Below are 20,917 nucleotides of genomic sequence, written 5' to 3' on the forward strand. Positions count from 1 at the left end.
CTGATCGGGAACTGACCACTCGACGGGAACTGACCACTCGACGGGTCTGACCAACGAGGAACGAGCAACGGGAGAGGACTGACATGAGGACGTTCAACGGGATCGACGAGGTCGTCGCCGCGACGGGCGAGCACCTCGGCCACAGCGACTGGCACGAGGTCACGCAGGCCCAGGTGGACCAGTTCGCCGAGGCTACCGGCGACCACCAGTGGATCCACGTGGATCCGGAGCGCGCCGCGCGGGAGACGCCGTTCGGTGGCTCGATCGCGCACGGCTACCTGACCCTCTCGCTGATCCCCGGGCTGCTGCCCGAGGTCTACGAGGTGCAGGGCATCACGATGGGGATGAACTACGGCGCCAACAAGATTCGCTTCCTCACCCCGGTGCGGGTGGGGTCTCGCGTCCGGGTCGGCATCCAGCTGCAGGAGACGTCGCAGACCAAGGCGGGCCTGCAGATGGTCCTCGCGATGACGGTCGAGATCGAGGGCGCCGACAAGCCCGCGTGCGTGGCCGAGGTCGTCTACCTCCTGGTGCCCTGATGGACGACGCAGCGGCGGCCGCCCGGGCCGAGGTGCCCGGCCTGGACCTGGGCGCCCTGCGCGGCTACCTCGACCGCGAGACCCCGGGCCTGCTCGAGGGTGAGCTGTCGGCCCGGGTGCTGGCGGGTGGCAAGTCCAACCTGACGTATGCCGTGACCGACGCCTCCGGCACCACCGTGGTCGTGCGGCGGCCTCCGCTCGGGCACGTCCTCGCGACGGCGCACGACATGGCCCGGGAGCACCGGGTCATCACGGCCCTGCGGGACACCGACGTGCCGGTGCCGGTGACCCACGCGTGCTGCGAGGACGAGACGGTGATCGGGGCCCCCTTCTACGTCATGGAGCACGTCGCCGGGACGCCATACCGGCAGGCCTCCGAGCTGGTCGCGCTGGGTCCGGAGCGGACCCGCGCGATCAGCGAGCGCATGGTCGACACGCTCGTCGACCTGCACGCCGTCGACCCGCGGGCCGTGGGGCTCGAGGACTTCGGGCGCCCAGAGGGATTCCTCGCCCGGCAGGTCAAGCGGTGGGGCACCCAGCTGGAGGGGTCGCGCTCCCGCGACCTGGCCGGGGCCGACGAGCTGTATGCCGCGCTGACGCGTGGCGTGCCCGCCGACCAGCCGCCGGCGATCGTGCACGGCGACTTCCGCCTCGACAACCTGCTTGTCGGCCTCGTCGGTGGCGAGGTCGGCCGCGACGAGGTGCGGGCCGTCCTCGACTGGGAGATGGCCACCCTCGGCGACCCGCTCACCGACGTGGGGCTGCTCGTCGTCTACCAGCAGCTGGCGCGGCTCGGCGCGGGCGGCGACCTGATCACCGACGTCTCCGAGGCGCCGGGCTACCTGCCGCTGCGTGAGCTGCTCGCCCGCTACGCCGAGCGCAGCGGCCGCGACGTGAGCGACCTCGGGTTCTACGTCGGGCTGGCCTACTACAAGCTCGCCGTGATCCTCGAGGGCATCTACTACCGCCACACCCAGGGACAGACCGTGGGCGCGGGCTTCGCCGAGATCGGCGGCTACGTCGAGCCGCTCGTCGCGGGCGGGCTGCGCGCCCTCAAGGAGGAGAGCTGATGGACTTCACGATCGACGCCACGACGCAGGACTGGATCGACCGGACGCGGGCCTTCCTCGACGAGGAGATCCACCCCGCCGAGGCCGACTTCGCCCGCGAGTGCGGCGAGCTGGGCTGGCACTGGACCGCCTCCCCGACGCTCCAGCGGCTGCAGGCGGAGGCGCGGTCGCGCGGCCTGTGGAACCTTTTCCTCCCCGGTGAGCACGGCGCCGGCCTGACCAACCTTCAGTACGCCCACCTCGCCGAGCTCAGCGGTCACGCGATCGAGCTGGCGCCGCCGGCCATGAACTGCGCGGCCCCCGACACCGGCAACATGGAGGTGCTGGCGCAGTTCGGCTCGCCGGAGCAGCAGGAGCGGTGGTTGAGGCCGCTGCTCGCGGGCGAGATCCGGTCGGGCTTCGCGATGACCGAGCCCGCCGTCGCCTCCTCGGACGCCACCAACATCGAGATGACGATGCGCCGCGAGGGCGACGAGATCGTCATCGACGGCCGCAAGTGGTGGACGACCGGGGCGATGAATCCCGACTGCCAGATCTTCATCGTCATGGGCAAGACCGACCCGGGCGCCGAGCGGCACCGCCAGCAGTCGATGGTGCTGGTGCCGCGCGACGCCCCCGGCCTGACCGTGCAGCGCGGGCTCACCGTCTTCGGCTACGACGACCACGACCACGGCGGGCACGGCGAGCTGGTCTTTGACGGGGTGCGCGTGCCGGCGAGCAACGTGATCGGGAGCGAGGGCATGGGCTTCGCGATCGCCCAGGCCCGCCTCGGACCGGGCCGCATCCACCACTGCATGCGCTCGATCGGCCTCGCGGAGCGGGCGGTGGAGCTCATGTGCGAGCGGGCGTCGGAGCGCGTGGCCTTCGGTCGGCCGTTGGCCGAGCAGGGCGTGATCCGCGACTGGATCGCCGAGTCCCGGGTGCGGATCGAGCAGCTGCGCCTGCTCACCCTCAAGACCGCCTGGCTCATGGACACCGTCGGCAACAAGGGCGCCCACACCGAGATCCAGGCCATCAAGATCGCCACCCCCCGCACCGTGGAGTGGATCCTCGACAAGGCGATGCAGGTGCACGGCGGTGGCGGCATCAGCTCCGACACCCCGCTCGCCCGGATGTTCGCGGGGATCCGGACCCTGCGCTGGGCCGACGGGCCGGACGAGGTGCACAAGAACGCCCTGGCCAAGGCGGAGCTGCGCCGTCACGCGGGTCAGCGGCGGGGTGACACCGCCGGCTGAGGGCAGCCGTCTGCCGTCCAGACGCGGTCCCCGCCGGCGCGCTTGGCGGCATACATGGTCTGGTCGGCGAGGGTGAGGGCCGCCTCGAGGGAGCCGCAGGTGACGGGGGCGACGCCGATGCTCGCCGTCACGGTGGGCAGGGGGTGGCCGACGTGGTCGCGCCACTGCGTGATGGCCGCGACCTGGCGGAAGCCGTCGAGGTCGCGGGCCAGGCCGAGCGCGTCCTGGCGGTCCCGCGCGGGGGCGATGGTCGTGATGGGCGGGCGCACGACGACGAACTCCTCGCCGCCGTAGCGAGCCACGAGATCGCCCGCGGGCAGGTGCGCGCGCAGCAGCTGGGCGAACGCCCGCAGCACCGCGTCCCCCGCGGGGTGACCGTGGGTGTCGTTGACCTGCTTGAAGCCGTCGACGTCGAGGAGGGCGACCTGGGCCTGGTTGTCCGGCCCGGCGCCGGACAGGGCCAGCGAGGCCATCTCCAGCAGGTGCTGGCGGTTGTGCAGGCCGGTGAGGGTGTCGCGGATGCTCAGCTCGCGGATGCGGTCGTGGGCCTCGCGGAGCTCCGCCAGTGCCTGCTCGAGCCGGTCCGCGCGGGCGGCCTGGCGCTGCCGGTCCCGGCGCAGCTGGGCGGTGCGGTGCCAGACGTCGAGGGCCCGGGCCTTGGTCGTCGAGGCCTCGCCGAGCTGGCGGGCCTGCAGCTCGGCCGACAGCCGAGCCTCGTCGAGGGCGCCGCGCAGGTCGCCCGTCGCCTCGAGGCACCGGGACAGGGTGCGGCGCACCAGCTGCTCGTCGAACGCCGGCAGCTGCTCCCCGAGGCACTCCCGCATCAGGCTGATGCCGCGCTCCGGGTCCCCCTGCCGCAGGGCCAGCTCGGCGAGGGCGCAGGCGACCGCGCAGCGGGCCTCCAGCGTGAGGATGGTGCTGGGGTCGGGCACGTCCAGGAGCATGCTGGCGGCGCCCTCGACGTCGCCGCGCGCCAGCAGCGCGTCGGCCTGGAAGCACCGTGCCTTGACGTAGCCGTCGTGCCACGAGCCGCGCAGCACCCGCAGCGCCCGCTCGAGGTGCGCCTGGCGGGCGGGCTCCGGCATGCCGAGGCGCTCGCCGGCCTCCGCGATGTTGAGCAGGATGGTGCCGGTCAGCCCGTCGTCGCCGGCCGTCTCCGCCAGCTCCAGGGCCTCCAGCAGCATCTGCAGGGCCTCCTGGTCGGTGCGGAAGCCGAGGATCGCTCGGTTCTGCAGGGACGAGGCGCGCCCCACCTGGTCGCCGACGCGGTCGTAGTCGTCGGACGCGGCGGCCAGGTAGGTCACGGCGGCGTCGTCCTGCTGCAGCACGACGAGGATGTTGCCGATGACCTCCATGGCCCGCGCGTGCCAGAGGGTCCCGTCCGACAGGTCACGCTCGGCCTCGATCGCCAGCCGCAGGGCCTCGTCCCAGGCCAGGTGCACCTGGGCGAGCCGGCCCCGCAGGAGGGTGGCGACGGGGGAGCGGGGCAGCCCGCGCACGGCCCGGGCGAACTGCTCGGGGTCCTCGTAGCGCAGGTCCCAGGCCCGTTCGAGGACCGACTCGTCGTCCGAGGTCATGCCGCCATCGTAGGGCGGCGTACCGCACGGTAACCACCGCCGTCAGGGCGGACCGCAGGTCGCGCCTGCCGGGCGGTGGCGGGCCCGCGCCATAGACTGTCGCGGTGCTGACTACCCTCCTCGACGGCCAGGTGATGGCCGAGAAGCACGGCTCCGGCAGCCCCCGCGTCCTCGCGATGCACGGCTGGGCCCGCAACCGCCACGACTGGGCCACGGTCCTCGGTGGTGGCGACGGCTACGACGCGGTGGCCGTGGACCTCGCCGGCTTCGGCGCGACCCCTCCACCCGAGGACGGCTGGTCGACGGAGCAGTATGCCGAGAGCCTGCTGCCTCTCCTGGACCCCGCCTCGCCGCTCGTGCTGATGGGGCACTCGTTCGGCGGACGCGTCGCGATGCACCTCGCCCGGCTGCGGCCCGAGGCCGTCCGCGGTCTCGTGCTCACCGGTGTCCCGCTGCTGCGCCCCGCACCGAGCGCCACCCCGTCGCGCAAGGGCGGCCCGCTCGACCTGCGCATCGCCAAGGCCCTGCACCAGCGCGGGATCGTCCCGGAGTCCGTCGTCGACAAGTACCGCCGCAAGTACGGCTCCGCAGACTACAACGCCGCGCAGGGCGTGATGCGGACCGTCCTGGTCGAGGCGGTCAACGAGGACTACACGCGCGAGCTCGAGGCGGTGCGCGCGGCCGGCATACCGGTCGAGATGGTGTGGGGCGAGGGCGACACGGCCGCCACCGTCCCCATGGCTCGCCGGGCCGCCGAGATCGCCGGGCCGACGGCCCGGCTCGAGGTGGTCCCCGGGTCCTCCCACCTGATCGACGCGGCCCTGACCGCACAGCTGCGCGCCGCGCTGGACCGGCTGCTCGCCGACGCTCCCGCCGAGCTCCCCACGGACACGACCGCAGACGCCCCGACCAGCAAGGAGACCGACGCGTGATCCTCGACGCCATCACCTGGGCCGCCGTCGCGGCCGCCCTCGCCGCCGAGGACTCGCGCTGGCTGCGGGTCGCGCAGCGCGAGCACTACGAGCCGGGCCGGGGCCTGGCCATGGCCGGGCTGTGGAGCAGGGTCAAGCCCGAGAACCAGCTGCTCCTCGCGGCCGCCGCGCTCTGCATCGCCGCCGGCCTGTGGGCCGAGCCGGTCACCCTGCTCGGGCTCGCCGCGATCGCCGCCTGGCCGCTCGGCCTGCCGGTGCGCGGCCGCTCCGCCAGGTTCGGCTGGACCGACCGGATGAAGCGCCTCACCGGCGCGACCGTCGGTCTGCAGGTGGTCCTCGCCGCCGCGGCCGGTCTGCTCGGTGGGCCGTATGCCGCCGCCGTGGTCGCCCTGCTCGCGGTGCCGACGATCGATCTGGCGATGGCGATCATGCGCCCGGTGGAGAAGAAGCTGGCCCAGCGGTGGGTTGTCGAGGCCCAGGACAAGCTGCGCCGGCTGCGCCCGACCGTCGTCGCGATCACCGGGTCCTACGGCAAGACGTCGACCAAGCTCTACGTCAACCAGCTGCTGTCGCGCTCGCACGCCGCCGTGGCCTCACCCGCGTCGTTCAACAACCTCATGGGCCTGTCGCGCACCGTCAACGACCGGCTCGTGCCCGGCACCGAGGTCTTCGTCGCCGAGATGGGCACCTACGGCCCCGGCGAGATCCGCGAGCTGTGCCGCGTCTTTCCCCCGACGATCGCCGCCATCACGACGATCGGCGAGGCCCACCTCGAGCGGATGAAGAACCGCGAGACCATCGTGCGCGCCAAGTCCGAGATCACCGAGGACGCCGCGATCTCGGTCCTCAACGTCGACGTGCCCGAGCTGGCTGAGCTTGCGGACCGCCTCGACGGTGTCAAGCGGGTCGTGCGCTGCTCGACGACGCCCGGTGCGCGGGCCGACGTGGTCGTGGCTCCGGTCGACGAGGGTCGCTGGGAGGTCACCGTCGACGGTGCGCAGGTCACGACGGTCGACGCGCCCGCCGCCGGTCACCCGATCAACCTGGCCGTCGCCGTGGGCATCGCCCGCGCGCTCGACGTCGACCCCGCCACCCTTGCGCCGCTGATGGTCGACCTGCCCGGCGCCGCGCACCGCGCCGAGCTGCAGCGCGACGACCGCGGCGTGGCCGTCATCGACGACACCTACAACTCCAACCCCGACGGCGCCGCCTCCGCGCTGCGCTCGGCCCGGGCGGCCGTGGGCGAGGGCGGGCGCATCTACACCATCACCCCGGGCATGGTCGAGCTGGGCGACCAGCAGGCCGAGCGCAACCGGGCGTTCGGCGCCGACGCGACGGCCGCCCCCAACCAGGTGCTCGCCATCACGCAGCTCACCAACAAGCGGGCCCTGCTCGCCGGTGCCTCCGGCCAGCCGGGCGAGGTCCGCACCTACGCCTCGCGCGAGGAGGCGGCCGCCGCGATCATGCCCGAGACGCGCGCGGGCGACGTGGTGCTCTTCGAGAACGACCTCCCCGACAACTACCCCTGACGGCGGTGAGGGCGGCGCGCCGCGAGACGCTCACCCCCGCCGCGCGGCGGGCGAGCGGCATACGATCGCCTGTAGCCACCCTGCCGTCTGCAGAAAGGTCTCACGACCATGTCCCAGACCGTGACCGTCGTCTTCGGCGGGCCGTCTGCCGAGCACGACATCTCCATCCTCACCGGGCTGCAGTGCGAGCGCGTCCTGCAGCGCGCCGGCGCCCAGGTCCAGTGCCTCTACTGGGACCGCGGTGGCCGCTGGCACGCGGTGCCGGCGCAGACCGAGGCGCGGGACTACCTCGACGGCGCCCCGGCCAAGGCGCAGAGGGTCGAGCTCAAGATCGGCGCCGGCGCCGACGACGGCTTCCAGATGAAGGCCGGCTTCCGTGGCACCAAGACCCTCGACCTCGGCTCGGTGCTGCTCGCCCTGCACGGCGGCGCCGGTGAGTCGGGCGGGACGCAGGCGCTCTTCGAGCTGCTGGGCGTCCCGGCGACCGGCTCGTCCCCGGCCGCCGCGGCGCTCGGCATGGACAAGCTGGCCTTCGGCGCACTGATGGCCGACGCGGGCGTCCCGGCGCTGCGCCGCGAGATCGTCTCCCCGGACTTCCGGCCCAGCTTCGAGGGGCCCTACATCGTCAAGCCGCGCTTCGGTGGCTCGTCGATCGGCATCGAGGTCGTCGAGGACTACGACACGGCCCTCGCCCTGCTCAAGTCCAGCCTGCACATGCGCGCCGGCGCGGTCGTCGAGCCCTACCGCGAGGACCTGTGGGACCTCAACATCTCCTTCACCACCGCCCCGCAGCTCAAGACCTCGCTGATCGAGAAGCCCCTGCGCAAGGAGGGCGGCGCGATCTACGACTACGCCGGCAAGTACATGGGCGGCGGGGCCGACGGCATGACCTCCGCGCCGCGTGAGCTACCCGCGCAGATCGACCCGGCGCTCGAGGCGCAGGCCCGCGAGCTCGCCCGCCAGGTCCAGCAGCTCACCGGCCTGACCGGCATCAACCGCCTCGACTTCCTCACCGACGGCACCGACATCTACGTCAACGAGGTCAACTCGATCCCCGGCGCGATGGCGCTCTACTTGTGGCCCGACGAGGACCCAGGCAGGCTCCTGCTCGCCATGGTCGAGGAGGCCAAGACCGCCAACCGTCGTATGCCGACCGCCTCCTTCGAGGAGGGCGCGGCCCTGCGCGCGGCCGGCGGCATCTCGGGCAAGCTGACGGGGCTCGGCCCCCAGCGCTGAGCCTGGCCGAAGGGCCCGTCCCAGCGATCTGGGGCGGGCCCTTCGTCATACGGCCGTGTCGGTGCTCAGCCGGCGGTCTTCTCGACCTTCTCCGCCTGCTTGCCGAGGACGGTGTCAACGAGCTTGTTGGCCTTGTCGACGTCCGTGCCCTGGGTCTGCACGACCACGAGGTTGTTGCCGCGGTTCACGGCGCCCATCGAGACCGCCATCTTCTGCCCCATCGCCTCGGCCGACATCTGAAGGCCCTTGGCGTCCTTGGTCTCGAGCTTCGGCGAGCTCATCTTGAGGTCGATCGACACGGCCCCGGTCCCCATCTTGATCGTCTTGCAGGAGTCCGCCACCTTGGTCAGCTGCGCCGGCACGTCCTTGGCCTTGCCGAGCGTCTCCACGACCACCTCGACCTGGGTCTTGTCCGTGCCGCTGCCCTTGGTGAAGCTGCGCTTGGCGTAGGACGACGGGTTGTCGGCCGACATCGTGCTCATGGCGTTCATCGCGTCCTTGCAGGCCTGCGGGACGTCCTTGGCATTCTTGAAGATCTGCTCGGCCGACTTGTCGTCCTGCTTGGGCTTGGTCTCGTCCACGGAGCCGGCCTCCCAGCCGCCGTCGGGCAGGTCCCCCGCCTCCAGCATGGACGACTTGGTCATGTCCTGGGACAGGTCCTTGGGTGCGCCCCCGCACGCGCTGAGACCCAGCGCGGTGGCGGCGATGGTGGTGATGACGAGCGTGCGACGCACGAGACTTCCCCCTCGATCGATCTGCTGTGACCCGTCGAGCCTAGGGGGACCACCGGCGCCCGTGTCCAGGACCCGGCAGATGGGGGTGGCCACGGCAGCCACGATGGAGTATGACGGAGGTGGCGGCTTCTCGCCATACGGCTCCTGTCCCCGACGAAGGTGAGGCACCCTCATGGCCGAGCTCAAGAAGACCCTCGGGTTCCTCCCGCTGATCGCGCTGGGGGTGGCGGGGGTCATCGGGTCGAGCTGGATCTACACCAACTCGGCGTTCTTCGAGCAGTACGGCGCGGGCGGCATGATCTTCGGCCTCGCCATCGGGACGCTGCTGGCGGCGTGCGTGGCGCTGGCCTACGCGGAGCTGACCACGCTGTTCCCGCGCGCGGGTGGGGAGGTCGTCTACTCGTTCACGATCCTCGGGCGGCCCGCGAGCTTCCTGACGGGGTGGATGCTGATCGGTGCCTACGTGTCGAGCCTCGCCTTCTACGTCACGGCCTTCGGGCTGCTGCTCGGCAAGTTCATGCCGGTGATGGAGGAGCACCCGCTCTACTCCATCAACGGGGAGGCGGTCACGGCGCCCGTGCTGATCGCCGGGGTGGCGCTGACGCTGCTGCTCTTCGCCCTCAACTGGTGGGGCGTGGAGGTCGGCGCGCAGGTGCAGGTCGTGCTGTTCGCGGCGATGGTGGTGATCGGGCTGGCCCTGGTGGTGGTCGGGTTCGCCGCCGGCTCACCCGGCAACTTCTGGCCGCCGTATGCCGCCGACCACAACGCCCTCACCGACACGCTGCGCTTCGTGGTGCCGGGGATGACCTACATGGCGGGCTTCGGACTGGTCGCGGTGCTCGCCGAGGACGCCGACCTGCCGCCGCGGCGGATCGCGCGCGCCGTCATCTGGACGGTCCTGCTGGCGGGCACCTTCTACTGCCTCGTCCTGCTGTCGAGCGCGTGGGTCATGCCGTGGGAGGAGGTCGCGGGCATGAAGCTCGGCACGATCGACGCGTTCAAGGCCGCGGGCTTCCCGGTGCTCGGGTGGGGGGCGTTCGCCATCGCGATCCTCGGTCTGCTGACCAGCTTCCTCGGGCTGTTCATCGCGACGTCCCGCGTCGTCGTGGCCATGGCGCGCGCCGGGCTGCTGCCCGCCGGGCTGGCGCGGCTGGACGCGCGCCGGGGCACCCCGCGCAACGCGCTGGTCTTCACCGTCGTGGTGACCTTGGCGCTCGGCTGGCTCGGCAAGGCGGCGGTGGTGTGGTTCCTCGACACCGGCGGCATCTATCTCGGCGCCGTGTGGATCATGGTCGTGCTGGCGAAGTACGCGCTGCCCCGGCGTTATCCGCACCTCGCGGCGCGTCGACGCCTGCAGACGTCGTGGATCCCGGCCGTGGGTGCGCTGGGGGCGGCGCTCGTCATCGTCATGGCACTGTGGCCGGGCACCGGGATCTCGCTCGTCTGGCCAGCGGAGTACCTCATCCTCGGGGTGTGGCTCGGCCTCGGCGCGATCCTGTATGCCGTGAGCCGCTCCCTGCCTCGCGAGGAGGCGCTGGACGCGCTGCTCGGCGAGTACGCCGACACCCTGGTCGAGGGGGCGCCGGAGGCGTCGAGGGGGACGCGCCCATGACCTCCCCCCGGTCGGCCCCCACGCCAGTCCCATGGCTCACCGACCCGGATCCTGCTCTGCTGCATGTGCTCTCGTCGCTCGCGCCGTCCTTGCCGCCGCTGGTGCCCGCCGCGTCCGAGGAGGCGGTGGACGCGGTCGGGGCCGGCGAGTGCGGGGAGCCGCTGGTGGTCCTGCCGCCAGAGCTGGGCCGCCGCCACTGCTATGGCGAGCTCGACCTGCCGACCGCGCCGCTCGGGATGCGGCTGCGTCGCGGCGTGGTCGAGCGGCTCCTGCAGGCCCAGGACGCCCTGCCGGACGGGTTCTCGCTGGTCGTGCTCGACGGGTGGCGGACGTCCCGGTTCCAGGGCGACCTGCTCGCCTACTACCGCGAGCAGACCGGCGAGCCGCTCGACGGCTACGTCTCCGACCCGGCGTCCTCCACGCGCATGGCGCCGCACACCACGGGTGGGGCGGTCGACCTGACGCTCGCCCACGAGGGGGTGGCGCTGGCGCTGGGCACCGACTTCGACAGCTTCGACGACGCGGCCCACCTGCTGGCGCTGGAGTCGGTGGGCGACGACGACGAGGCCCATCGGCGCGTGGCGCGCGACCTGCGGCGTCTGCTCGGGCAGGTGCTGACCGGCGCCGGGCTCGCGCCCTACCCGCTCGAGTGGTGGCACTGGTCCTACGGCGAGCAGCGCTGGGCGGCCCAGCACCGCCTGGACCGCACCATCTACGCGCCGGTGGAGGCCCCCTAACGGCGTCGACCGATCCGTGCACGGTCCAAGGTGCGGTGGGGCAGCAGTTTGGTCACGTGGGGGTGGGGTGGGCGTGGTGGAGGTGCGGTGGGGCAGCAGTTTGGTCACGTGGGGGTGGGCGTTGGGGCGCGCTCAGCCCCGGGCCGGCGTGGCGGTGTCGTCCGCCGCCGGGGTGAGCGGCACGCGCAGCGCCAGCAACCCGCGCACCGCGATCCCGGCGCCCAGGGCCCAGCCCATGAGGTGGCACCACCACGGGTCGGCGATGAAGGCCAGCACCATCGCGGCCAGTACGGGGACCAGCCATCGCAGGGCGCGGACGACATACCCGCCAAAGCTGGGCATGGTGACCCCGGCGTTCTCGGCGACGGACTTGACCATGAAGTTGGGGCCGTTGCCGATGTAGGTGATCGCGCCGCACAGCACGGACCCGAGCGAGATGGCGGTGAGGTAGAGCTCGGGCACGTTGGCGACGCGCGGCTCGCCGGGCAGCTGCGAGGCCATCTCGAAGAAGGTCGCGTAGGTCGGGGCGTTGTCGAGGACCGCGGACAGGCCACCGCTGAAGAGGAAGAAGGTGACCTCGCCGAGCGGCAGCGACGGCGCGACCTGCCGCAGGAAGCGCAGCGCCGGGATCATCGTGAGGAAGATGCCGATGAACAGCGCCGCGACCTCGACGATCGGCGCCCAGGTGAACCCGTTGTCCTCGAAGCGGGTCCGCTTGTCTCCCAGCCGGTATGACGCGCCCGCCGCCCCGAGCATCACCAGCTCGCGCCAGGGGACCAGCTGCAGGACGCCGGCGTGCCCGGACTCGATGGCGTGGACGTCGACCGACGGCAGGAAGGCCACGGCGGCGACGATCACGGCCAGCCAGACGATGTTGGCCCGGCCGTGCAGGCCGAGGGGGGTCTGCTGGGCCTCGTCCGCCTCGAGGTCGGCCGCCTGCTCGTCGCGGTAGGCCCGCCGCTCGACGCCGTAGTAGGTGACGAGCAGCAGCACGTTGACGAAGAGCCACTCGGGGGCGAGCGAGAAGGTCCAGGTGAAGGGGACGCCGCGCAGCATCCCGAGGAACAGCGGCGGGTCGCCGAGCGGGGTGAGCAGGCCGCCGCAGTTGGCGACGACGAAGATCGCGAAGACCATCGTGTGGACCTTGTGGCGACGCTCGGAGTTGGTGTTGAGCAGCGGGCGGATCAGGAGCATCGCGGCGCCGGTGGTGCCGATGAAGCTCGCCAGGACCCCGCCGACGGCCAGGAACGCGGTGTTGTTGCGGGGTGTCGCCCGGATGTCACCGGCGAGGAAGAGCCCGCCCGCGACGACGAACAGCGACAGCAGCAGGGTGATGAACTGGGCGTACTCCAGCAGGGCGTGCCAGACGAGCGTGTGCTCGCCGGCGAGCACCACCCACAGAGCCGTCGGCAGGCCGAGCCCGAGCGCGACCGCCGCCTGGACCTTGGGTCGCTCCCAGTGGCGCGCCGTCACGGGGTGCAGCGGCAGCACCGCGATGGACAGCAGCATCGTCACGAAGGGGATGAGTCCCCACCACGCCACCTGCATGTGACCGCACCTCCTGGGTCCGCGAACCGCCAGTCTAGGGAGGGGATCCCGCAGCGCGCTCAGCGACTTCATCCACCGGTCCGCATGACGATCCACGCCGAAAAGTGCCTGAAACATCAACAACACCGAGCCGTGATCTTCGGCGCGTAGCGTCACAGGTGTGACCGGCCTCACCATGCCTTCGACCTACCGTCCCACCGTGATCGGCGTCGCCCGCATCGCCCCGATGGAGCGCTCCCCGCTCCTCGTGCTGCTCTCCCGCGCGGGTGAGCAGCTGCGCGGCGTGGACCTCCGCCTCGCCACGCCCCAGCGCCTGGCCTGCCACCTCGACTCGACATCCACCGCCCCCACCGTGGTCGTGCCCCTCTCGCTCACGCCGCAGCGTCAGCTCCTGGAGGAGATCCAGACCGAGCTGGCCCGGGCCGGCAGCGGCGCGGTCGTGGCGAGCGCCCTCGGGACGGACGGGACGATCGCCACGGCGCTCGGGCGCCGCCTGCTCGACCAGGGCCTCGACTCGCCGGAGGACGTCTGCCTGGTGGTCGCGCCGTTCGGCTGGGAGTCGGAGGTGGAGGTCTCGCTCGCCTGGGCCGGTATGACGATCCAGGCGCAGACCCCGGCCCGCGTCATCCCCTGCCGCGCGGACCGTCTGGAGGAGCAGGTCCGCCACCACCGGTCCCGCACGCGGGGTCACGTCGCGGTGGTGCCGTGGGAGCTGGTCACCGGGTCGTTCACCGTGCGGCTGCGCCAGACCGTGCAGCACCTGCCCGTGCCCGTCCTCGACCCGGTCGGGCCGACGCGCGAGGTGGCGGCCCGGCTGGCGGCGGCGTACCGGCATACGCTCGGCCGCAACCGCAACCACACCTGGACGTCGATGGCCGCGTCCGCCTGAGCGGGCACTGGTCGAGTCGTGTCTCCGCCGACCTCGCGCACCGCGCGCCTCGGGCGTCGGGCGTCGGGCGTCGAGGGGACGCAGATGCGTGCGACACGCCGCGCGATGGGACATCTGCGTCCCCTCGGCCTCACCCCGCCCGACATGAGCGCCCGACATGAGCGCCCGACGGGCCCCCGCGGACGCACCGTCAGGAGGTGGGCGGGCGCGACCAGTGCTGCGTCAGCAGGCGCTGGGCCTCGAGGGGAGACAGGCCCGCGATCTCCTGGTCCGTCAGGTGCAGCTCGGCGCGCAACGCTGTCTGGAGCCATGGGGGCAGGTCCGGCGCGGGAGCGGGCTCCGGTGTGACGGGGGTGGATTCGTAGAGGCGCCCCATCGACGCCACCACCGCTGCCAGGGGGCGCAGCTCGGGGGCGTCTCCCATGCGCTCGAGGCGTTCGCGCAGCTCGGCGTAGACCTCGCTGTCCGCGCGAGCCCCCACGGCCCACACCTCGGAGACCTCCAGGACCGTGGTCCCGTCGGCGTCGCGGGTGACTCGCCAGATGATGCGCCAGTCCCGGTCGCCGACCACGAGCTTGCGGAACCCGACGAGGGGACCGAGCAGCGGCTCGCCGGCGTCGGGGGAGCGCTCGAGCAGGAGCATCTTGGTGAAGGCCGCCCGGACGATGCGGGGATCCTTCTTGTGCAGCCGGCGCAGGTCGTCCACCGCATCGTCGGTCAGACGGACGACGCACCGGCGGCCCGGGCCGTCGGTCATGCCTGGCGCGCGGTGATGTCGAGCGCGAGCTCAGCCTCGAGCTCGGCTCGGGTCAGGCCGAACTGCTCGATCGCCTCGTCGAGATCGGTGCGGGCGCCGGAGTCCGTCGCGAGCCGCGCCATGACGAGAGCCGCCTCCCGCAGCGTCTCGCGATCCCTGCGCAGGGCCTCGATCTCGTGCTCGGGCACCACCTCGGCCACCACTCGGCCGTGACGCGACAGCGTCACTCCCTCGCCGGCCTCGGCGCGGCGGACGAGCGTGGAGATGCCGGCCGAGGCGGCTTCGGTGATCGTGAGGACGGCCATGTCTCGACTGTACAGAATTCTGGGCCTGCGTGACCACGCCTGGACGTCGAGGGGACGCAGATGCGTGCGACACGCCGCGCGACGCGACATCTGCGTCCCCTCGGCCTCACCCCGCCCGACATGAGCGCCCGACATGAGCGCCCGACAGGAGCGCCCGACGGGCCCGCGGCGGACGCGCCGTCAGGAGGTGGGGAGCTCCCGCTTGAGGATCTTGCCCGTGGCGCCCTTGGGCAGGGCGTCGACGAAGCTGATGTGGCGGGGGTACTTGTAGGCCGCGAGGCGGGCCTTGCAGAACTCGCGCAGCTCCTCGGCCGTGGCGTCGTCGGCGGCCAGCCCCGACTCGGGCTTGAGGGCGACGAAGGCCGCGACCTCCTCGCCGTAGTGCTCGTGCGGCTGCCCCACGACGGCGGCCTCGAGGATGCCGGGGTGCTCGTAGAGCACCTCCTCGACCTCGCGCGGGTACACGTTGTAGCCGCCACGGATGATCATGTCCTTGGCCCGGTCGACGATGTAGTAGTAGCCGTCGCTGTCCCGCCGCCCAAGGTCCCCGGAGCGGAACCAGCCGTCCTGGATGGCCTCGGCCGTGGCGTCGGGCCGGCCCCAGTAGCCGCGCATGATGTTGGCGCCCTTGATGACGATCTCGCCGATCTCGCCCTCGGGCACCGGCTCGCCCTCGGGGGTGCGCAGGTCCATCTCGACGCCCTCGATCGGAGTGCCGATCGATCCCGGCTTGCGCACCCGCTCCGGGTGGTTGAAGGACGCGACGGGTGACGTCTCGGACAGTCCGTAGCCCTCGAGGATCATCGCGTCGAAGGTCTCCTCGAACGCCCGCAGCACCTCGACGGGCAGGGACGCGCCCCCGGAGATGCAGGTGCGCAGCGAGGACAGGTCGGGGATCTCGCCACCGGCGGCCGTGACGGCGCGCGCGGCCTGCAGCATGGCGGCATACATCGTCGGCACCCCCTCAAAGATCGTGGCCCGGTCGCGCTGGATGACCTCGAGCGCCTTGTCGGGCGCGAACCGCGGGATCAGGCTGAGGGTCGCGCCGGCCAAGATCGCGGTGTTCATGGCGCAGGTCATGCCAAAGACGTGGAACAGCGGCAGGCACCCCACGACCGTGTCCTCGGGGGTGAGGCGCAGGAGGGTGCGGCCGCAGACCTCGGCGTTGCTGCGCAGGTTGCGGTGCCGCAGCTCGGCACCCTTGGGGCGTCCGGTGGTGCCGGAGGTGTAGAGGATGACCGCGGTGTCCTCGTCGTCCCGGTCGACCGCCTCGGTGACGGGCTCGGCCGCCGTGAGCAGGCCGGGCAGGTCGGTGACGGGCACGAAGGTCGCTCCCGCCTCCTCGGCTCCCTCAGCGGCGTCGGGCGTCGCGGCGATGATGAGGCGGGCACCGGAGTCCTGCAGGTAGTAGGCCACCTCGCGGGGCTTGAAGAGCGGGTTCATCGGCACGACGACCCCGCCAGCGCGCAGGATGCCGTAGTAGGCGACCACGAACGCCGTGATGTTGGGCAGGCTCAGCACGACAGGGTCGCCGGGACCGACGCCCTGGCTGCGCAACCACCCCGCCGCGAGCGCCACGCGCTGGTCGAGCTCGGCATAGGTGAGCTGCTCCTCGTCCTGCCGGACGGCGATCCGGTCACCGTGCCGGGACGCGGTGTCGGTGAGGATCTGGGCGAGGTTGGCCATCGGATGCTCCTGGCGTCGTTGCACGGGCGTGGTCACCCCCGTGATCGAGGGTTACCAGAGCGTAGGCGGCGGGGCTTGCCGCGTCCATAGACGGTCCAAGGTCCGGGCGGGATGGTTGTCCCGGTCCGGCGGGCGTGGTGGGATCGGTCGACATCCTGCCGTCGTCGTCGTGCGAGAGGTTTGCCATGACCAGCCCGAGCCCCCCCACCACCCCCACCGCGGATCGCGAGCTGGACATCGTCGTCTACGGAGCGACGGGGTTTGTCGGGGGCCTGATCGCGGGCCACCTCGCCCGTCACGCGCCGGACGGCGTGCGGATCGCCCTCGCAGGACGCTCGGTCGGGCGTCTCGAGTCGGTGCGGGCGGGGCTGCCGGCCCGGGCCGCGGACTGGCCGCTCGTGGTGGCCGACTCGGACGACGCGGTGTCCCTGGCCACCATGGCGGTGCGGACCCGTGTGGTGCTGTCCACCGTCGGGCCCTACGCCCGGCACGGCCTGCCGCTGGTCGGTGTGTGCGCCGAGCTCGGCACGGACTACGTCGACCTGACCGGCGAGACCCTCTTCGTCCGCGACTCGATCGACCGCTTCGACGAGGCGGCGCGGGACTCGGGGGCGCGGGTCGTGCACTCGTGCGGCTTCGACTCCGTGCCGTCCGACCTCGGGGTGCTGCTCACCGCGGACCAGGCGCACGAGGACGGCGAGGGCACGCTGCTCGAGACGACGCTGCACGTCCGGCGCATGCGGGGCGGCTTCAGCGGCGGGACCCTGGACTCCATGCGGGTGCAGGTCGACACGGTGCGGGGCGACCGGTCCAAGGTCCGCGTGGCGATCGACCCCTATGCCCTGAGCCCCGACCGCGACGCCGAGCCGGAGCCGGTCGGCCGCATCGGCCAGGTGTGGCTCGAGCGCAGCGCCGATACCGGGTCCTGGGCGGCGCCGTTCTTCATGGGCGCCTACAACGGTCAGATCGTGCGACGCAGCAACGCGCTCGCGGGGTGGAGCTACGGCCGGGGGATGCGCTACCGCGAGGTCGTGGACACCGGGCGCAAGGGCGCTGCGCCGCTCAAGGCGGTCGCGATGGCCGCCGTCATGCCGGCGCTGGTCACGGGCTTCTCCACCCCCGGGCTGCGGCAGGTCGTGGACCGGGTGCTGCCCTCGCCGGGCGAGGGTCCGAGCGAGAAGTCCCGCGCCGCGGGTGAGTTCGTCATGGAGGTCCACGCGACCACGACGACGGGCGCTCGCTACGTCACCACCGTGTCGGCGCCGTTCGACCCGGGCTACGACGGCACCGCCGTGATGATCGGCGAGGCCGCGCTGGCCCTGGTCCTCGACCGGCCGCGCCTGCCCGAGATCGCGGGTGTCCTCACCCCGGCCACCGGGCTGGGCGAGATCTATGCCGCGCGCCTGGTCGACCAGGGCTTCACCATCGAGACCCGCCAGCCTGACTGAGCGCCGCATCTGCGGCGGCTATGCTCGGTCCTTTCCGCATCTGCGGTCAGGATGGGAGGCTCGTCGTGGAACGCATCCGCATCAAGGACGCCGCCGCGCTGCTCGGGGTCAGCGACGACACCGTGCGGCGGTGGGTCGACCAGGGCCAGCTCGGCGCCGGCAAGGACGCGTCAGGGCGCCTCGTCGTGGACGGGCCGGACCTCGCCCGCCTCGCCCGCGAGCAGGCGGCCGAGCTCCCCGACGTGCTCGGGGTCGGCTCCTCGGCCCGAAACCGCCTCGTCGGGCTGGTGACGGAGGTCGTCGCGGACGGCGTCATGGCCGAGGTGTCCCTGCAGTGCGGCCCGTTCACGATGGTCTCCCTGATGAGCCGCCGCTCGGCGGAGACGCTCGGGCTCGAGCCCGGGCGCGTGGCCGTGGCCGTCGTCAAGGCGACCACGGTGATCGTCGAGACCCCGGCGGGGCAGTCGTGACCGGCCGTATGCCGACCGCGCGTCGCACACCCCTGACCCGCACCGCGCTGGTCGCCGCCTCCGTGCTCGCCGCACCGGTCCTCGCCGTGTCCGCGTGCGGGGCCGCCACCGGCCCGAGCAGGAGCGCCGCGTCGGGGTCCGGCGCCTCGGGCAGGAGCGCCGGGTCCTCGGGCGCGGGTTCCTCGGGCTCTGGCTCCTCCGGCTCGGCGACGGCTGGGGCGACGCGGACGCTCACGGTCTTCGCCGCCGCCAGCCTCCGGCAGACCTTCACCCGGCTCGGCGCGGAGTACGAACGCGCGCACCCCGGCTCGACGGTGTCCTTCAGCTTCGCCGGGTCCAGCGACCTCGTGGCCCAGCTCGAGCAGGGGGCGCCGGCCGACGTGCTGGCGACCGCCGACGAGCGCACCATGACCAAGGCGCTCGGCGCACGCCTGCTCGGCGCCGAGCCGCGCCCCTTCGCCACCAACACGCTGACGATCGTGACCCCGCCTGACAACCCCCGGCAGGTCACCCGCCTCGCCGACCTCGCGCGGGACGGGGTGTCCGTCGTCGTGTGCGCGCCCCCGGTGCCCTGCGGCGCCGCGACCGAGCGCGTCGAGAGGTCCTCGGGCGTCACGCTCAAGCCCGTCAGCGAGGAGCAGTCGGTGACCGACGTCCTCGGCAAGGTCCGGGCGGGCCAGGCGGATGCCGGCATCGTCTACGCCACGGACGCGCGGTCGGCGGGCTCCGCGGTGCGCGTCATACCGCTCCCCGAGGCCTCCGCCGCCGTCAACACCTATCCCATCGCCGTCACGGCGACGGCGCGCGGCGCCGACGCCCAGGCCTTCGTCGACCTCGTGACCGGTCCGCAGGGCCGGGCGGTGCTGACCGAGACCGGGTTCCAGAAGCCGTGAGCCGCAGGGGTCCTCGCGTCGAGGCCGGCCGCCTGCCCTGGTGGGCCTGGCTGCCGGCGCTCGCGGGAGCGGCGTTCGTGCTGCTGCCGCTCGTGGCGATGCTGGCCCAGGTCGACCGGTCGCGCTTCGTCGAGCTGGTGACCAGCGAGTCCTCGCTCGCGGCGCTGGGGCTGAGTCTGCGCACCGCGCTCGCCAGCACCGCGCTGTGCCTCGTCCTCGGGGTGCCGCTCGCGCTCGTCCTGGCCCGCACCCGACTGCCCGGTCTCGGCGTCCTGCGGGCCCTCGTCCTGCTGCCGCTGGTGCTGCCGCCGGTGGTGAGCGGGCTGGCGCTGCTGCTGACCTTCGGGCGGCGCGGGCTGCTCGGGCAGCACCTCGAGCTGCTCGGCATACAGGTGGGATTCACGACGACGGCGGTGGTCCTCGCGCAGGCGTTCGTGGCGCTGCCGTTCCTCGTCGTGTCCCTCGAGGGGGCGCTGCGGTCGGCGGGGGAGCGCTACGAGACCGTGGCGGCGACGCTGGGGGCCTCACCGACGACGGTGCTGCGCCGCGTGACCCTCCCGCTCGTGCTGCCGGGGCTGCTGTCGGGGACGGTGCTGTGCTTCGCCCGCTCCTTGGGCGAGTTCGGCGCGACGCTGACCTTTGCCGGGTCGCTGCAGGGCGTCACCCGCACGCTCCCGCTCGAGGTCTATCTCCAGCGCGAGACGGATCCCGCTGCGGCCGTGGCGCTCTCGCTCGTCCTGGTCGTCGTCGCCGGGGTCGTCGTCGGGCTCGTGCACCGTCCCAGTGCGCGGGAGCGTGTCGCGTGACGGCCCTCCAGGTGCGCGTGGAGGTCCCTGAGCGCGGGGTCGTCATCGACGAGACCTTCGACGGGGCAGGGGTGTCCGCCCTCGTCGGCCCCAACGGTGCGGGCAAGTCCACGGTCCTCGAGGTCGTCGCCGGCCTGCTGCGGCCCCACCGCTGCCGCGTGGTCCTCGGCGACCGCGTCCTCGTCGACACCGACGCCGGCACCTGGCTGCCGCCGCACCGGCGCCGCGTCGCCCTGCTCGGCCAGGACCCCCTCGCCTTTCCCCACCTGGACGTGCGCGGCAACGTGGCCTTCGGGCTGCGCGCCCAGGGGATCCCGCGGCGCGAGGCGGGGGTGCGCGCAGACGAGTGGCTCGAGCGCCTCGACATCGCCCACCTGGCCCGACGCCGCGGCTCCGAGCTGTCCGGCGGCCAGGCGCAGCGCGTCGCCCTCGCCCGCGCGCTCGCCGTCCAGCCCGACCTGCTCCTGCTCGACGAACCCCTGTCCGCCCTCGACGTCGAGGTCGCCGCCGACGTGCGGCACGTCCTGCGAGACCTGCTGCACGGCAGCGCGACCCGCGTCCTGCTCGTCACCCACGACCTGCTCGACGTCGTGTCGCTCGCGCACGACGTCACTGTCGTCGAGGCGGGCCGGGTCACGGAGCGAGGCCCCGCCGTCGAGCTGCTCGACGCACCCCGCAGCCCCTTCGCGGCGCGGTTCGTCGGCCGAAACCTCCTGCGCGGCGTGGTCATGGCCCCCGGCCAGGTGCGGTTGCCCGACGGCCTCGTCGTCCACGGTCGTGGCGACCTGCCGGTCGGCGCAGAGGCGGTGGCCCTGTGCGATCCGGCCGACGTCGCCGTGCACGTCGGACCCGTGACCGGCAGCCCGCGGACCGTCATACCGGCCCTCGTCACCGAGCTGGCCACCCACGCAGGC

Annotated in this window: 20 protein-coding genes; 14 read left to right on the top strand and 6 right to left on the bottom strand. The window is 72.9% G+C overall.

All coding sequences use genetic code 11. The features are described from left to right. The first annotated feature begins 83 nt into the window (after nucleotides 1-83). Genes B2P18_RS13125 through B2P18_RS13135 form a run of 3 tightly spaced genes read left to right on the top strand, consistent with a single transcriptional unit; the run spans nucleotide 84 to nucleotide 2,844 of the window. Nucleotides 84-539 (top strand): MaoC family dehydratase, encoded by a 456-nt coding sequence (locus B2P18_RS13125; RefSeq protein WP_029212310.1) that lies wholly within the window; start codon nucleotides 84-86, stop codon nucleotides 537-539. Continuing rightward, nucleotides 539-1,609 carry a phosphotransferase family protein gene (locus tag B2P18_RS13130; protein WP_286960811.1) on the top strand — a complete coding sequence of 357 codons (1,071 nt, stop codon included), beginning with the start codon at nucleotides 539-541 and terminating at the stop codon, nucleotides 1,607-1,609. Before B2P18_RS13125 ends, B2P18_RS13130 begins: the two co-directional genes overlap by 1 nt. After that, a complete protein-coding gene (locus B2P18_RS13135) occupies nucleotides 1,609-2,844 on the top strand; it encodes an acyl-CoA dehydrogenase family protein (RefSeq protein WP_286960833.1) in 1,236 nt (411 codons plus the stop codon). Before B2P18_RS13130 ends, B2P18_RS13135 begins: the two co-directional genes overlap by 1 nt. On the opposite strand, the gene B2P18_RS13140 is transcribed toward B2P18_RS13135, so the two are convergent. Further along, the gene (locus B2P18_RS13140) at nucleotides 2,817-4,421 is read right to left on the bottom strand and encodes a GGDEF domain-containing protein (RefSeq protein ID WP_286960839.1); all 1,605 of its coding nucleotides are present in this window, start codon (nucleotides 4,419-4,421) and stop codon (nucleotides 2,817-2,819) included. The genes B2P18_RS13135 and B2P18_RS13140 overlap by 28 nt on opposite strands. A 104-nt stretch (nucleotides 4,422-4,525) precedes the next feature. Here B2P18_RS13140 and B2P18_RS13145 point away from each other — a divergent pair, with 104 nt between their 5' ends. The 3 genes from B2P18_RS13145 to B2P18_RS13155 all read left to right on the top strand — a co-directional run bounded on the left by B2P18_RS13145 (nucleotide 4,526) and on the right by B2P18_RS13155 (nucleotide 8,118). Beyond that, nucleotides 4,526-5,353 carry an alpha/beta fold hydrolase gene (locus tag B2P18_RS13145; RefSeq protein ID WP_286960843.1) on the top strand — a complete coding sequence of 276 codons (828 nt, stop codon included), beginning with the start codon at nucleotides 4,526-4,528 and terminating at the stop codon, nucleotides 5,351-5,353. Next, nucleotides 5,350-6,882 carry a Mur ligase family protein gene (locus B2P18_RS13150; protein WP_286960851.1) on the top strand — a complete coding sequence of 511 codons (1,533 nt, stop codon included), beginning with the start codon at nucleotides 5,350-5,352 and terminating at the stop codon, nucleotides 6,880-6,882. Before B2P18_RS13145 ends, B2P18_RS13150 begins: the two co-directional genes overlap by 4 nt. A gap of 108 nt (nucleotides 6,883-6,990) precedes the next feature. Further along, nucleotides 6,991-8,118: a D-alanine--D-alanine ligase family protein gene (locus B2P18_RS13155; protein WP_286960856.1), complete on the top strand. Its 1,128-nt coding sequence runs from the start codon at nucleotides 6,991-6,993 to the stop codon at nucleotides 8,116-8,118. Nucleotides 8,119-8,183: 65 nt separating this feature from the next. Here B2P18_RS13155 and B2P18_RS13160 read toward each other — a convergent pair whose 3' ends face one another. Then, entirely contained in the window at nucleotides 8,184-8,852 is a 669-nt protein-coding gene (locus tag B2P18_RS13160) for a hypothetical protein (protein WP_286960858.1), read from the bottom strand. Between the two features lie 172 nt (nucleotides 8,853-9,024). On the opposite strand from B2P18_RS13160, the gene B2P18_RS13165 reads away from it, so the two are divergent. Next, on the top strand, nucleotides 9,025-10,464 hold the full coding sequence (locus B2P18_RS13165; protein WP_154592020.1) for an APC family permease: 1,440 nt from the start codon (nucleotides 9,025-9,027) through the stop codon (nucleotides 10,462-10,464). Then, nucleotides 10,461-11,201: a M15 family metallopeptidase gene (locus B2P18_RS13170; protein ID WP_286960883.1), complete on the top strand. Its 741-nt coding sequence runs from the start codon at nucleotides 10,461-10,463 to the stop codon at nucleotides 11,199-11,201. Before B2P18_RS13165 ends, B2P18_RS13170 begins: the two co-directional genes overlap by 4 nt. A 132-nt stretch (nucleotides 11,202-11,333) precedes the next feature. Here the strand turns inward: B2P18_RS13170 and B2P18_RS13175 are convergent, their stop codons facing one another. Next, nucleotides 11,334-12,749, bottom strand: a complete 1,416-nt coding sequence (locus B2P18_RS13175) for a sodium:proton antiporter (protein WP_286960894.1) — start codon at nucleotides 12,747-12,749, stop codon at nucleotides 11,334-11,336. Between the two features lie 199 nt (nucleotides 12,750-12,948). Between B2P18_RS13175 and B2P18_RS13180 the strand changes: the two genes are divergently transcribed. Beyond that, nucleotides 12,949-13,638 (top strand): sirohydrochlorin chelatase, encoded by a 690-nt coding sequence (locus tag B2P18_RS13180; RefSeq protein ID WP_286960897.1) that lies wholly within the window; start codon nucleotides 12,949-12,951, stop codon nucleotides 13,636-13,638. Nucleotides 13,639-13,828: 190 nt separating this feature from the next. Here B2P18_RS13180 and B2P18_RS13185 read toward each other — a convergent pair whose 3' ends face one another. The 3 genes from B2P18_RS13185 to B2P18_RS13195 all read right to left on the bottom strand — a co-directional run bounded on the left by B2P18_RS13185 (nucleotide 13,829) and on the right by B2P18_RS13195 (nucleotide 16,386). Further along, a complete protein-coding gene (locus B2P18_RS13185; RefSeq protein ID WP_239261861.1) occupies nucleotides 13,829-14,395 on the bottom strand; it encodes a type II toxin-antitoxin system RelE family toxin in 567 nt (188 codons plus the stop codon). After that, a complete protein-coding gene (locus B2P18_RS13190; protein WP_029212323.1) occupies nucleotides 14,392-14,700 on the bottom strand; it encodes a type II toxin-antitoxin system Phd/YefM family antitoxin in 309 nt (102 codons plus the stop codon). Before B2P18_RS13190 ends, B2P18_RS13185 begins: the two co-directional genes overlap by 4 nt. Nucleotides 14,701-14,880: 180 nt before the next feature. After that, complete coding sequence (locus tag B2P18_RS13195) at nucleotides 14,881-16,386, bottom strand: long-chain-fatty-acid--CoA ligase (protein WP_286960916.1); 1,506 nt, start codon at nucleotides 16,384-16,386, stop codon at nucleotides 14,881-14,883. Nucleotides 16,387-16,571: 185 nt separating this feature from the next. Between B2P18_RS13195 and B2P18_RS13200 the strand changes: the two genes are divergently transcribed. The 5 genes from B2P18_RS13200 to B2P18_RS13220 all read left to right on the top strand — a co-directional run. Beyond that, nucleotides 16,572-17,834, top strand: coding sequence for a saccharopine dehydrogenase family protein (locus tag B2P18_RS13200; RefSeq protein WP_286960918.1), 1,263 nt, complete (start codon nucleotides 16,572-16,574; stop codon nucleotides 17,832-17,834). A 65-nt stretch (nucleotides 17,835-17,899) separates the two neighbouring features. Then, the gene (locus B2P18_RS13205; protein ID WP_019286673.1) at nucleotides 17,900-18,304 is read left to right on the top strand and encodes a TOBE domain-containing protein; all 405 of its coding nucleotides are present in this window, start codon (nucleotides 17,900-17,902) and stop codon (nucleotides 18,302-18,304) included. Between the two features lie 8 nt (nucleotides 18,305-18,312). Further along, nucleotides 18,313-19,197, top strand: a complete 885-nt coding sequence (modA, locus tag B2P18_RS13210) for a molybdate ABC transporter substrate-binding protein (RefSeq protein ID WP_286960920.1) — start codon at nucleotides 18,313-18,315, stop codon at nucleotides 19,195-19,197. Beyond that, nucleotides 19,194-20,003, top strand: a complete 810-nt coding sequence (locus tag B2P18_RS13215; protein ID WP_019286670.1) for an ABC transporter permease — start codon at nucleotides 19,194-19,196, stop codon at nucleotides 20,001-20,003. Before modA ends, B2P18_RS13215 begins: the two co-directional genes overlap by 4 nt. Further along, on the top strand, nucleotides 20,000-20,917 hold a 918-nt coding region (locus tag B2P18_RS13220; RefSeq protein ID WP_286960921.1), incomplete at its 3' end, for a sulfate/molybdate ABC transporter ATP-binding protein. The genes B2P18_RS13215 and B2P18_RS13220, both read left to right, overlap by 4 nt.

Origin of the sequence: Arsenicicoccus sp. UBA2120 (assembly GCF_002330965.1) — a bacterium.
GTDB classification, from domain to species: Bacteria; Actinomycetota; Actinomycetes; order Actinomycetales; family Dermatophilaceae; genus Arsenicicoccus; species Arsenicicoccus bolidensis.